At 63.7% G+C, this 13609-nt stretch carries 10 protein-coding genes; 1 reads left to right on the forward strand and 9 read right to left on the reverse strand.

Features of this window, described 5'->3' with window-relative positions; all coding sequences use genetic code 11:
* Positions 1-41: 41 nt before the first annotated feature.
* From ACYQ01_RS12530 to ACYQ01_RS12570, 9 genes are all read right to left on the reverse strand, one after another.
* The gene (locus ACYQ01_RS12530) at positions 42-1550 is read right to left on the reverse strand and encodes a sigma-54 interaction domain-containing protein (RefSeq protein WP_459934197.1); all 1509 of its coding nucleotides are present in this window, start codon (positions 1548-1550) and stop codon (positions 42-44) included.
* A gap of 566 nt (positions 1551-2116) precedes the next feature.
* Entirely contained in the window at positions 2117-2947 is an 831-nt protein-coding gene (locus tag ACYQ01_RS12535; RefSeq protein WP_459934198.1) for a CoA transferase, read from the reverse strand.
* Between the two features lie 210 nt (positions 2948-3157).
* A complete protein-coding gene (locus tag ACYQ01_RS12540; RefSeq protein WP_459934199.1) occupies positions 3158-3970 on the reverse strand; it encodes a CoA-transferase subunit beta in 813 nt (270 codons plus the stop codon).
* A gap of 1 nt (position 3971) precedes the next feature.
* The gene (locus tag ACYQ01_RS12545) at positions 3972-4940 is read right to left on the reverse strand and encodes a CoA transferase subunit A (RefSeq protein ID WP_459934200.1); all 969 of its coding nucleotides are present in this window, start codon (positions 4938-4940) and stop codon (positions 3972-3974) included.
* A gap of 28 nt (positions 4941-4968) precedes the next feature.
* A complete protein-coding gene (locus tag ACYQ01_RS12550) occupies positions 4969-6240 on the reverse strand; it encodes a hypothetical protein (protein WP_459934201.1) in 1272 nt (423 codons plus the stop codon).
* A 171-nt stretch (positions 6241-6411) separates the two neighbouring features.
* On the reverse strand, positions 6412-7197 hold the full coding sequence (locus ACYQ01_RS12555) for an enoyl-CoA hydratase-related protein (RefSeq protein ID WP_459934202.1): 786 nt from the start codon (positions 7195-7197) through the stop codon (positions 6412-6414).
* Between the two features lie 316 nt (positions 7198-7513).
* Entirely contained in the window at positions 7514-8365 is an 852-nt protein-coding gene (locus ACYQ01_RS12560; RefSeq protein WP_459934203.1) for a 3-hydroxybutyryl-CoA dehydrogenase, read from the reverse strand.
* 46 nt (positions 8366-8411) lie between these two features.
* Positions 8412-9593: an acetyl-CoA C-acetyltransferase gene (locus tag ACYQ01_RS12565; protein ID WP_459934204.1), complete on the reverse strand. Its 1182-nt coding sequence runs from the start codon at positions 9591-9593 to the stop codon at positions 8412-8414.
* 1222 nt (positions 9594-10815) lie between these two features.
* On the reverse strand, positions 10816-11955 hold the full coding sequence (locus tag ACYQ01_RS12570; RefSeq protein ID WP_459934205.1) for an acyl-CoA dehydrogenase: 1140 nt from the start codon (positions 11953-11955) through the stop codon (positions 10816-10818).
* Between the two features lie 957 nt (positions 11956-12912).
* On the opposite strand from ACYQ01_RS12570, the gene ACYQ01_RS12575 reads away from it, so the two are divergent.
* Positions 12913-13404 (forward strand): MarR family winged helix-turn-helix transcriptional regulator, encoded by a 492-nt coding sequence (locus ACYQ01_RS12575; RefSeq protein WP_459934206.1) that lies wholly within the window; start codon positions 12913-12915, stop codon positions 13402-13404.
* The last annotated feature ends 205 nt before the right edge of the window (positions 13405-13609 follow it).

Below are 13609 nucleotides of genomic sequence, written 5' to 3' on the forward strand. Positions count from 1 at the left end.
GGCCCGGGCCCCGGAAAAGCGGGCCCTGCCGGGCGATGCGTTCACAGCTCTCCGTCGCGCAACTGGGAGATGTTGATGTCGTAGCGTCTGAGCTTGGTGTAGAGCGTGCCCCGGTGAATGCCCAGCATCTTGGCCGTTCTGGCGCAGTTGAAGTTGTGCTTCTGCAGAACGCGCAGGATGTGCTCCCGGTCCTCTTTTTCCGAGGTGGCCGTGAAGAGCTGCTCCTCGTTGGCGTTGATGGCCGTGAGGATGTATTGCGGGATCTTCTCGGGCAGGATCACCTTGCCGTCGCTGGTCATCATGAACATGCGGCCCATCACGTTCTTGAGCTCGCGGATGTTGCCCGGCCAGGAGTACGACTGGAGACAGCGCATGGTCTGGGGCGCCAGGGTGAAATGCTGCCCGTAGCGCTGGTTGAGCTCGTCCAGAAAGACCTGGGCCAGGGCCGGAATGTCCTCCATGCGCTGGCGCAGGGCCGGTATCTGGATGGGAAGCACGTTGAGGCGATAGTAGAGGTCCTCGCGGAACTCCTTGAGTTCGATCTTGCGCTCCAGGTTCTGGTTGGTGGCCGTGATGATGCGCACGTCCACGCGAAGGGGCTTTTCCGACCCGATCTTCTCGATGCAGTTGTCCTGCAGGACGCGCAGGAGCTTCACCTGCATGGACATGGGCATGTCGCCCACCTCGTCGAGAAAGAGCACGCCCTGGTCGGCCAGCTCGAACTTGCCCCGCCGCCCGCCGGGCTTGCCGCCGGTGAAGGCCCCGCCCTCGTAGCCGAACAGTTCGGCCTCCAGCAGCTCGGCCGGGATCGAGGTGCAGTTGACGCTCACGAACGGGCCGAAGCGTCGGGGACTGGCCAGGTGGACGGCGTTGGCGAACACCTCCTTGCCCACCCCGGTTTCGCCCAGGAGCAGAATCGGCAAGTCGCACTGGGCGAAGCGGTCGGCCATGTGCTTGGCTTCCCGAAAGGACTCGTTGGCCGAGGGCAGGTTGTCGAAGGACCACTGGTCGATGGAGTGGCGGATCAGCTCCTTGCGGTAGTAGTCGAGTTCCTGCCCCATGTCGTAGAGCATCTTGACGACCTTTTCCGTGTAGCCGGAGAACTTGAGAAAGGCGGCTCCGCCGATCATCTCGTCCCCCTGCATGACCGCAAGGCGGCTGACCACCAGCATGCGCTCGCCCGAGGACTTTTGGCCCTCGGCGAAGGTGTGGACCACGTCGACGTCGGTGCGTCTTTGCTCCAGGACTTCAGGGAGCTTGGAATTGTGGACAAGGGCGGTGATGTGTCTGCCCAGCACGTCCTGGCGGGTCACTTCGAAATACTTGCAGCAGGATTCGTTGATGTCGGTGATGATGCAGTTGGGATCGGTCAGCAAGAAACCGTCCTGTAGGATGCTTGTCGCCTGTTCGAAGGCCATCATCCTGCGGCGCAGGGCCTGGATCTCTGTTTTGAGTTCCGCATTCTCCTGTTGCAAGTCTTCATACGTTCTGTAGTCACAGTAGTGAATATCCTCGTCTCTCGTGATCACATGGATAGCGGCGTTGCCCATACAACAAACCCCCTCGGCCGTGTGACTTCAATGACGGATGGCATTCAGAGCACAGCGACCGCATATTGAAGGATTTCCAGCCAGCGTATTGCATTACGACGCGCCCTGTGTCAGACAAAACCTCCCTGTACTGCAGAAGTTTTCTCCCCGATGCCCGGAGCATCCCCGGTTGGATGCGCCGCCTTGCGGCTCTGCGGTCCGAGGCTCGGGAACCTCGTCGACCGTCTGGCGGCCTTGGCGCAAACGGTCCGCCCCGGACCGCTTACGCCCGCCATGGCGCAAGAACTTGAGCGTTCGCCCGCGCTTTCGCCCAGGCGACCGAAGCGCTTTGAATCGCGCGACTTGGGGTGGTCCCTGATCGTTAGCAAATCAACGCCCCGGCGCTCAAGTGAAAAGACGACCATCAAGCTGGGTTTTGTGCGCGGTGCGGCCCGAAATCAGCGCCAGGAGCGCCTTTCGGCGGCCTTGCGCCCGGGTTTTTCGGGCGTGCCGTCCATGGGAACGGGCGCGCCCCGCGCCCGCCCAAAGGCGTCGGCAAACCCGCCGCCGCACGCGTTTCGTCCGGCTCAAAGGTCGCGCACCTCGGCGATGGGTATGTCGCGTTCGGCGGCCCAGTCGTGCCATTGGCGCGCGGTGCGCGTGGCGAAGGCGCCCTTGTAGGACTCGACGGAATTTTCCAGACCCAATTCGGCTTCCAGACGTTTGCGGAACTGGGGTTCCAGGGCCGCCACCGCCACCCAGCCCTCCTTGGCGGGATAGAGCCGGTATTCCGGCACGCCTCCGCCCAGGATCTCGCCGGGCGCGGTCAGGCCGTAGCGCGCGACCTCGCCCATGAAGGCCACCGCGTCGGAAAGCGCCACCTGGGCGTAGCCGCCCTCGCCGGTGCGCTGCCTGGCCACCAGAAGGGCCAGGACCTCGCTCACGGCCCGCTGGGCCCCGGCCATGTCGGCCAGAAGCGCTCGGGGCATGGCCGGCGGTTGGAGAAGCCCCAGCGCGGCCTGATAGGTCAGGTCGTGGCCGGCCTCGTTGTCGCGCGGGGCCGGATAGCCCACAATGGCCACCTGACACAGCCGGGGATGGGCCGCGTGCAGGGCGTCCCAGCCCAGGCCCATGCGTTCGAGGGCCGCCGGCCGGGTGGCGGTGAGCAGCACATCGGCCGTGTCCAGAAGCTCCTTGAGCCGGGCCATGTCCGCCTGGTTTTTGAGGTCCAGGCGCACGATTTCGTGATCCTTGGCCATGTCCCGGTACCACTGGGAGCTGTAGTGCTCCATGTAGTCGCCGGCGGGCGGCTCCACCTTGATCACGTGCGCCCCCATGCGGCCAAGCTCCCTGGCGGCCGCCGGTCCGGGCAGGTTCACGGCCAGATTGACGACACGCACTCCTTCCAGTGTCTTCATCTCGGTGCTCCTTTGTTCCTGGCCCGGCGGCTCGCGCGCGGCCGTCAGTCCATGGTCCCGGTGGCCGGACCCGCCGTCAAAACGGGCGGGTCCGGCCCTGCCTCGCAAAGCCGAAGGGGATTCCACGGGGCTCGCCCTTTTGGCCTCCGGAGGCTTTACACACTGCGTTGTTGCAAGCTCTTCATGCTTTTCAAGAGCGCCACAGAGGCGTTATTTCTTCTTGGGAATGAAGATCTCGTCCGGGTCGAGCACCTCGTGGATGAGGCGCAGTTCCTCTCTGGTGGGCGGGGCGGTTTCGCCCGAGACGCGGGACACGTCCAGGTCGAACTGGCACAGGTCCTTGATCTCCCCGACGGTCTTTCCGGGGTGGCAGGTGTCCAGGTACATGTGGCCGTCGCCCTCGTCGAAGCGGAACACGCCCGCCGTGCTGATCACGGCCGAGGGCCCGCCCCGGTAGGCCGAGCCGTAGAGTTCGCGTCTGGGGATCCAGCTCCCTTCGGGCCACTTTTTCACCCGCCACCCGGGGCTGGTGATGTAGCTGACGTTTTCCACAAAGCGGCGTTTCTCGTGCACCATGATGAACACCGTGCGCTTGGCGAAGGAGTTCACGTCCGGGTTGCCGCCACTGCCGGTCAGGCGCAGTTCGGGGTTCAGGTAGTCGCCGATGCAGGTGGTGTTGACGTTGCCGAAGCGGTCGATCTCGGCCCCGCCCAGGTAGCCCAGGTCCACGTAGCCGCGCTGGGCGATGCTGAAGGCGTCGAACAGGCCCGAGGAGCGCGAGGCTCCGGTCTCGCACCGGGCGTCGCCCACCGAGGTGGGCAGTTCGGGCGGACGTCCGTCCAGGGTGCCGGCCTCGAAGATGAGCTTGAGCTTGGGGGCGTGGGTCTTTTGGGCCAGCATGATGGCCACCATGGGCAGGCCGGTGCCCGCGAACACGGTTTCGTTGTCCTTGACCTCGCGCGAGGCGGCGCAACAGAGCAGGTCGGCCAGATTGTATTCGTCGGCGGATGCGTAGGCGCTCATGTCATTTGCCTCCCTTGTGCTCGCGGGGTCTGTAGTTCAGGGCGCTGTTGGCCTTGAGGTTCAACATGCGGGGCCAGCCCAGCTTTTCCAGGTAGGCGAGGTGGTCCAGGCCGTGGATCCACTCCTTGGCGAAAGCGTCGAACCCCTCCTGGGTGCGGGTTCCGTTGTAGAAGGCCTTGAGAAAGGGACCGTCCACGTCGTACCAGCCGAACATGCCCGTGGGGTGTGCGCCGTAGGGGCACTCCAGGATGTGGTCCACTTCGAAACTGGCGATGGTGTTCTGGTCGGCGTCGCGGCGCAGGTAGGACTCGGGCACGATTTCCTCGGCCATGACGATGGTGACGTCCGCCGCGCGGGCCACCTCCGGGTCGGAGTAGTACTGGCCGCGCACGCGCACGGTGCCTTCCTCGCCCACCTGCTGCACGCACAGGATGGCCACGTCCACCTTGGCGGCCGGCACCAGCACCTGGCGGCCGTCGCCGAAGAAGGGATCGTCGTCAAAGACGTACTTGTGTTTGGCTATGCGTTTGCCGTCGCGTTTGCCGGCCCGGCCCAGCATGTCGTAGGCCGGGTTGTGGATGTCGGTGCCGAGCGAGGTCTGGGTCACGGCGTAGGGCGCGCCCGAGGCCGCGGCCGTGAAGCGGTAGAGCATTTCGGCGTGGCTGTAGTCTTCCACGAGCAGTTCCTTGGTCCCGACCTTGCGCGAGACGTTGGCTCCGTACTTGCCGTAGAGCTCGTGGCCGACCCAGCAGGACTCCCAGACGTCCACGCAGCCCGCGCCCACCAGGAATTCGGTCTCGGGGCCGCCGTTGACCTCGATCAGGTGCAGGTTGCGCTTCTTCTGGCGAATCAGCTCGTAGAGGATGGCCATGGGCCGCCGCCAGATGGTGAAACCGGAAAACGTGATGCGGGAACCGTTGCGGACGATCTCGGCCGCTTCTTGCAGGGTGATTTTTTTCTCGCTGCTCATGTGCGCTCCCTTGTTGGGGTAGAGTGGTTCACGTTGCGTCAGCCTGGGAATGCTCGGTCTTGTGGACGTAGAAGGGCCACTTGTGGAAAAACCAGTCGTTCCAAAGCACCGGGATGATCCACCAGAAGTTCCACACCAGGGACTCGCCGTGGATGAACCGTTCGGGCAGCGCGCCCATGTGGTGGTTGCCCAGGCCCCAGTGGCCGAAGTTGAGGAAGTAGAAGACCCAGTAGCTCGCCCCGGCCAGGACCAGCACGCCCACGGTGCGGAAGGCGAAGCCGGCCCAACTGTCGGGGTCGGCGGCCGGGGACATGTCGTCGAAGTAGTGGTGCCAGACCAGGAACGGGATCAGGGTGAAGCCGGCGATCTCGGCCGAGTGCAGCCAGAGAAAACGCTGCATTTCCGAAGCGCCCTTGGCGGCCTTGAGAATCTCGAACGTCTCGGCCGGAACCCACAGGGGGACCACCGCCCGGCAGACCAGGGCCAGGGCGTAGGCCAGGACAAGGGAGGCGGCCGCGCAGACCAGGCCCTTCCAGGGCTGGGGCAGGTGGATGGCGGTCCAGGGCTTCATGCGCCAGACGTTGGCCGACAAAAAGAGCACGATGATAGCCCATTCCCACCAGCCGAACACCCAGTGCAGGTGTCCGGTGCCGGCGAAACCGCTCCACCAGGGCTTGCCCAGGCCCACGCCGGGGAAGACCAGGCCGAAGAAGGGCGTCACCAACACGGCGTAGAGAAACAGGGTCACCAGACTGGCCCAGGCGATCTCGCACAGGCCCTTTTCGGGCTGTTTGAGGTTCGAGGGGCCGGCCGGCCACTTGTTGAAGAAAATAGTGAACACCGGGTAGGAATAGAAGCCGATGAGCACGAATCCCACCACGGCGGCCTGGGCCAGCATGCCGGTGGCCCCGGGCGCGGCCGTCTTGGGCAACTGTCCGGCCTGGTTGGCGGCTTCGAGACCGTAGTAGCTGAGGAAGTTGAAGCCCAGGCCCAGCACCCGGTAGAACAGCACGTCGATGACGAACCACACGCCCACGACGTTGGCCAGGGTCATGACCACCCCTTTCAGGGGCTGCTTGATGTTCTGGAAGGGCCAGTCGCCCAGGAACATGTGTTGCCAGAGCCCGACCAGGATCATCATGGCCAGGTACATGACGAACGGATAGGGAAACCATCCGATGGGCCCGCGCGGGTCGCTGAACACGAACCAGGTGCTCCAGGCCACGGCCAGGAACGTGACGAACGCCGCGATGCCGGTCCACGGCTGTCCCCATCTGGGCTCCATTGCGCCCTCTGCCATGTGCTCCTCCCTTTTGTGGTGGTGACCAGGGTTTCCCATTCGACCGGTCCCCAATGGACGCGGCTCTCCCGCGCCCCCGCCGCGTCGTGCGGGGGGGCTTGAGTCGTCCGTCAGGGAGAGCGGCGGACTTGGGCCCTTGGTCGCCGGGCGCAAGTCCGCCGCCGGAGCCGGCTATTTCCCGGTGAAGGCGGCCTTGCGCTTTTCGACGAACGCGCCCATGCCTTCCTTCTGGTCGGCCGTGGAGAAGCTCAGGCCGAAGGCTTCGGCCTCGTAGGCGCAGCCGGTTTCGAGGTCGGTGTCCAGGCCCTCGTTGACGCAGGCCTTGATGATGGTGATGGACAGGGGGCCCTTGGCCAGGATCTTGGCGGCCATGGCCTTGGCCGTGTTCAAGAGTTCTTCCGGGGCGGCCACGGCGTTGGCCAGGCCGATGCGGTAGGCCTCGTCCGCGCCGATGATGTCGCAGGTGTAGAGCAGTTCCTTGGCGCGACCCTTGCCCACCAGGCGGGGCAGGCGCTGGGTGCCGCCGAAACCGGGCGGAACCGCCAGGCCGGCTTCGGGCTGGCCGAACTTGGCCTTTTGCGAGGCCACCCGGATGTCGCAGGACATGGCCAGCTCGCACCCGCCGCCCAGGCAGAAGCCGTTGACCGCCGCGATGACCGGCATGGGCAGGTTTTCGATCTTGTTGAACACCGCCTGCCCCTTCTTGGCGAAGGCCCGGGCCTGCATGGCGGTCATGGTGTGCATTTCGGAGATGTCGGCCCCGGCCACGAAGGACTTGTCGCCCGAGCCGGTGAGGATCACGCATTGCACGTCGTCGGCCGTGGCCAGTTCGTCGCAGAGCGCGTCGAGTTCGCTCAACACGGCCGAATTGAGGGCATTCAAGGCCTTGGGCCGGTTGATGGTGACGAGGGCCAGTCCGTTTTCTTTTTCCACGATCAGGGTTTCGTACGAGGCCATGGTGTGCTCCTTGGAGTCGAGGGTGCGTTGCGTCGCCTGGGCGCCCGGGTGGGTCGGGCCGCGCGGCGCATGAGTCCGCCGCGCGCCGCATCCGGATTCGGGTCCGCTGGATGCGGCGCGCGACCGCCTTGGCTTGGACCCATCCCCAAACAACAGTGTCATGGTGACGTCCCGAAGACGGACCGGGCGTGCGCCCGGGCCCCCGGGCGGCGCGCGTCCGGAGATGTCGCGTCGCCGCCGGGGCTGTCCCGGACGTCCGGCCGGGTGGGGCGCGTCTGGGCCGGACGTCCGGGGGCCGGGGGGTGTCCTGGTGGGACTATTTGTACGAGTAAAAGCCTCGGCCGACCTTCACGCCCAGCCTTCCGGCCTTCACGTACTGACGCAGCAGCGGGCAGGGACGGTACTTGCCGTCCTTGAAGCCGTCGTAGAGCACTTCCATGATGGAAAGGCAGGTATCCAGGCCGATGAGGTCGGCCAGGGCCAGGGGGCCCATGGGATGGTTCATGCCCAGCTTCATGACCTTGTCGATGGCCTCGGGCTTGCCCACGGTCTCGTACAGGCAGAAGACGGCTTCGTTGATCATGGGCATGAGCACGCGGTTGGAGACGAAGCCGGGGGCGTCGTTGACCTCGACGGGCTCCTTGCCGAACTTCACGCTCATGTCTTCGATGATCTTGTAGACCTCGTCGGTGGTCTCAAGGCCGCGGATGATCTCGACCAGCTTCATGACCGGAACCGGGTTCATGAAGTGCATGCCGATGAACTTGTCGGCGCGCGAGGTCACGGCGGCCAGCTCGGTGATGGGCAGGGAGGAGGTGTTGGAGGCGAACAGGGTGGCCGGCGGGCAGATGCCGTCGAGCTCCTTGAAAATGTTGGACTTGATGGCCATGTTCTCCACGGCGGCTTCGATGATCACGTCGCAGTCGGCCCCGTCCTGGAGCGAGGTGCTGGCGGTGAGGTTGCCCAGGATCTCGGCCTTCTGCTCGGCGGTTTTTTTGCCCTTGCTGACGTCCTTTTCCAGGTTCTTTTCGATACGGCCCATGCCGCGAGCCACGAATTCGTCCTTGATGTCGTTGAGGACCACCTTGTACCCGGCCTGAGCCGCGACCTGAGCGATGCCCGAACCCATCTGTCCCGCGCCGACAACCATGATCTTCGAAACTGTCATGAACGTCTCTCTCCTTTTTGTTCGTTCTTTTCGATACTTGCGGCGACTAGTAGTCGCAGCGAACCAGGATGGCGTCGCCCTGGGCCGCGCCGCTGCAGATGGCGGCCACGCCGTACTTGGCCTTGCGCCGGCGCATTTCGTAGATCAGCGTCATGATCACGCGTCCGCCCGAAGCGCCGATGGGGTGACCCAGGGCGATGGCCCCGCCGTTGACGTTGACCTTTTCGGGGTCCCAGCCCGCGATCTTGCCGCTCACCAGCACCACGGCCGCGAAGGCCTCGTTGATCTCGAACAGGTCGATGTCGTCCACCGACAGGTTGGCCTTCTTGAGCAGCTTCACCACGGCGTTGCCCGGCGCGGTGGCGATGTAGGGGATGTCCTCCGAGGACATGGCGTGGCCCACGATGGTGGCCAGGGGCTTGATCTGGCGCTTGGCCGCCTGCTCGGCGCTCATGACCATGAGGGCGGACCCGGCGTCGTTGGTGCTGGGGGCGTTGCCGGCCGTGACCGTGTTGTCCTTGGTGAAGAGCGGGGGCAGCTTGGCCAGGGCCTCGTAGGTGGTGCCGGGGCGGGGGCCTTCGTCGTCGGCGACGATCACGTCGCCCTTCCTGCCCTTGACGGTCACGGGGAAGATCTCTTCCCGGAACACGCCCTTGGCCACGGATTCGGCCGCGCGGGTCTGGCTGCGCACGGCCCATTCGTCCTGGGCCTGGCGGGAGATGCCGTACTCGGTGGCTACCACGCCGCCGTGCACGGCCATGTGGCGGTCGTAGACCGGGCACCACAGGCCGTCGTGCACCATGAGGTCCACCAGGGTGGAGTTGAACATGCGCTTGCCCCAGCGGTGGTCAAAGTCCACGTAGGGAGCGTTGCTCATGCTCTCCATGCCGCCGGCCACGACGATTTGGGCGTCGCCGCAACGGATGATCTGGTCGGCCAGGGTGACGGCGCGAAAACTGGAGGCGCACACCTTGTTGAGCGTCTCGGACGGCACCGAAGTGGGCAGACCGGCCTTGACCGCCGCCTGGCGCGAGGGAATCTGTCCGCAGCCGCCCTGCAACACCTGGCCCATGATGACCAGATCCACGTCCTCGCCGGGCATGTCGGCGCGATTCACGGCTTCCCGGATGGCCAGCGAGCCCAGTTCGACAGCCGAAAAGCTTTTGAGACCGCCTCCGAATTTGCCGACCGGGGTGCGCGCGGCGCTTACGATGACCGATTCATTCATATCGATTGCTCCTTTCAGGTTAATGCGAAACAAAAGTCCTGTTGCTTGCGGGTCTTGAGTCCTGTAATGGACACGACGACGAAGCAAATCTCCACAGCGACACACGAACAACAGTCACGTGTGCTGACGTAGTGCGCTGTTTTCACGCCAACGGAATCTGTTGTTACAGAACTCTGGCGTGCTGACGTTGTTGTTTCATCATGATGTTGCACGTTCTGTTCCTTGCGAAACAAAAGCGCTCTCCTGGAGCAAAATTGCCGGGCATTTGTCTGGAATGATTAGCATTAATTCTCGTGGCGCTTGCTTTCCCCCAAAATCCGGGCCCAGGGATTCACAACGCTGTGACATGTCATTTCGCGCGACATGTGAGTCGTATCGCGTTGGAACGCGGCGACATTTTCAGTCGCAATGCCGAAAGGAGCGGGAGCGGAGAAGCCGGGAGACCAGGCCCTTCGCCCGAAGCGACCAGCCCGGTGAAGTGAATGAATAAAGCGGGTTAGGGTTTCCTTTTTGTCATGCGAGTGGCCAGGGCGGGCCGCTTGTTCAAAAGTGAACAAATTCCGGCGTATTACGGTTGGGCGACACTTCTGACGCGACACCGTGTCGCAGGTCCGCGACACGACACCGTGTCCAGGGAAACACCGTCGAAACCCGGGGTGTCGTGCGCAAACCCGTCCAGGAGCGAAGGGCACGCGACATCAGGCTGGCCCGGCGCGGACAACGGAAGCACAACAGCGTGTTGAAAATCCCCGCGGGCTGCGGTGCTCCTAAAACGCAAACCCTCAACGGATGCGCACGCCGTTTCGGGCGTGACTGTTTTCGCGCCTTGCCAGCGCGCTTTGTGAATAGGCTGCCCGAATCGACTTTTTGGGCGCCCAGAGAAAGGGGAGGGAGGCAATCGGCGGACGTTCGGGGACGCCTGGGCCAAAGCGGCCAGGGCCGACTCCCGGCGTTTGCCGCGCGTCGGCGAGGATGCGGCCAGACGCATCGCGCCGGGCGCACCCTCCCGGAGGGCGTCCCGGCTCGTGGCGTGGCGGGGGCGAAGGACGCCCCGGCCGACTCGGTAGCTTTGCGTCGAGCCCTGTCGTCAGGGAGCGTTCGGGCGATGGAGAGGGGGGAGGATCGCGGCCGCTCCCGCGGTCCGCTGCGGAAAGGGCCCGCCGAAGACCGCCGACCCGTCCGATCGGCGGCCCCCGGAGGATGTCTCGGAAGGCGTTTGAGACTATTTCAGGATATGGCCGGCAATGACGATTTTCTGGATTTCGTTGGTGCCTTCGTAGATTTCGATGACCTTGGCGTCGCGCATGTAGCGTTCCACGGGGTAGGACTTGGTGTAGCCGATGCCTCCGTGAATCTGCACGGCCTTGATGGTCGTGCTCACCGCCGTCTGGGCGGCGCGCAGTTTGGCCATGGCCGAAGGCAGACTGTAGGACAGGTGCAAGTCCTTGTACTGGGCGGCCTGGTAGACCAGCAGCCTGGCGGCCTGGATGTCCACGGCCATGTCGGCCAGCATCCACTGGATGCCCTGGTTGGCGCTGATGGGCCGACCGAACTGCTTGCGTTCCTTGGAGTAGTTGGTCGCGGCTTCGAACGCGCCCTGGGCCAGACCCACACCCTGGGCCGCGATGCTGATGCGTCCGCCGTCCAGTGTTTTCATGGCCACCTTGAAACCCTCGCCCACGTTGCCGATCACGTTTTCGGCCGGCACTTCGCAGTCCTTGAGGATGATCTCCGTGGTGGAGGAGGCGCACAGGCCCATTTTGTCTTCGGTCTGCCCCACCTTGAAGCCGGGGAAGCCTTTTTCCACGATGAAGGCCGTCAGACCCTTGAGGCCCTTGGACGCATCGGTCACCGCGAGCACGAGGAAGACTTCGGCGTAGCCGCCGTTGGTGATGAAGATCTTGGTGCCGTTCAGGTAGTACTTGCCGTCGCGCATCACGGCGGTGGTGGTCTGTCCGGCCGCGTCCGAGCCCGCGCCCGGCTCGGTGATGGCGAACGCGCCGATCTTGCGTCCGCTGGCCAGGTCGGGCAGGTATTTTTTCTTCTGCTCGGGCGTGCCCATGGAGTAGATGGGATAGGTGCACACCGACATGTGCACGGACAAGATCACGCCGTGGCTGGCGCAGACCCTGGCCAGCTCTTCCACGGCCACGGCGTAGGACACGGTGTCGCCGCCCGAGCCTTCATATTCTTCGGGAATGGTGATGCCCATGAGTCCGATTTCACCCATGCGTTTGACCGTCTCCACGGGGAACCTGTGGTTCTTGTCTATCTCCGCTGCAATGGGGCGCACTTCGTTTTCGGCAAATTCCCGCACCATGTTCTTGATGAGTTGCTGCTCTTCAGTAAAATTGAAACTCATAAGTGCCCATCCTCGCTTGTTGAAGGTGAGTATGTTTCACGGTGCCGAAAGTTCTTCATCGCACACGAAACATCCATCCGCATGAACATGTCGCATGCAATGTCGCGACACAGCTCCGCAAAATACCATACGGGCCGTTTCCCACATCATTGTTCGGCGTCTTTCCTGAAGAGCATGATTCATGCCCGAAATGGTCTGCATGGTAGGATTCTCGCGAGAACGCCAATAACATTCGCTATTCATTGCGTTTTTTGATTTCGATCGCTCCAGCGATCGTGCGTCGCTTCGCGTGGACGCCACAGGCGCAAGACATGTCCTCTCGTTGTGGCAAGAGTGTTGATTTTGGCTTGTAGGGCTGTCGCGGCTTTTGAATTGGCGTCGGGGCGAACGTGGCTTCCGGCGTCTTCCCTGAGCGCGCCCGACGCGGTTTTGCCCGGGGCGGATCACAATATATTTGTAATATGAAGAGGATACGCGCAAGTTTGCTTTCGATTTCAGCTCTCGCGCCAGGGATAGACTTTTCGGGACCGGGACGCGGGAAACGACAACGCGCGGTGCGACAGCCTGTCGCAAGCCTGGTGCGACACCCTGTCCTGCGGTTTCGACAGGTCGGGCGGTCGGGGCCGTGCCGCCGGGCAGCGCACCCCTTCCGGTTTTCGCGCCGACACGCTAGTGTGGCGTCCATGCGGGAGACGTTTGTTCGTTTCGTGGAGAACAGGCTGAAATTTTTGTCTTTATTCTTGAAAGGCGCGCCTGCTTTTCACGGATGCGACACGGGTATGGTGGACGTGGAGGGCGTGAAAAGCCCGGATTTTCCCGGGCCGGGACGCGTGGGGACGTGACGGCGACACTCCGCGCGGCGGTTGGCGTCTCAAGAGGGAAGAAAGCGTCGCATTGCTCGAAGGCGTTGCCAGGCCGCGCGCGGCGGCGGATTTTTCATGCAGACGGGGAGGTCCGATGCGTTCAAACAGGTCCTGTCCGGCGGACGGGGAGGCGGTGAATCCTTCCGAGTCGTTCGGCTATTTGCTGCACGAAATCTCCAAGGCGTGGCGCGGGTTGATCGACGAAAAGCTGCGCCCCTACGGCATCTCCAGCGCGTCGCTCACGGTGCTGTGCTCCCTGATCATCAGTCCCGAGCCCCTCACCCAGCGTCAACTGGCCGCGGAGGTGAACGTGGAGGCTTCGACCCTGGTGCATATCCTGGACCGGTTGCAAGCCAAAGGCCTGGTCAGGCGGGAAGCCGTGGCCGGGGACAGACGCATGCGGCATGTGGTGCTGACGGATAAGGCCAAGCGCTTCTTCGACCAACTGGTGCAAAACGCTCAAGTCCTGGAACGTCGACTGCTGGACGGCATCCCACCCGAATCCGTACGCGTGGCCAAGGAGGTGCTTCTCACCCTGGGCGAGCGCATGGCCGTGGACTTGATGCAAGAAAAACGCTCCCGCTAGGCGGCATGTTGAAAAATCCTTGCTGGCTGCGTTGCTGCGAATAATTCAAACTCTCAACGGATGCCAATTCCGCTTCAGATTGACTTTTTTGCGCGACTTGCCAGCAAGCTTTTTGAACAGGCTGCACGAATCGACTTTTGGGCGGGCTGTTGAGCCCCCAGGCTCAACACTCCAACAGTTGCCCAGCGCCTCCGGCAGTCGGTCG

This window comes from Fundidesulfovibrio butyratiphilus (genome assembly GCF_054657235.1).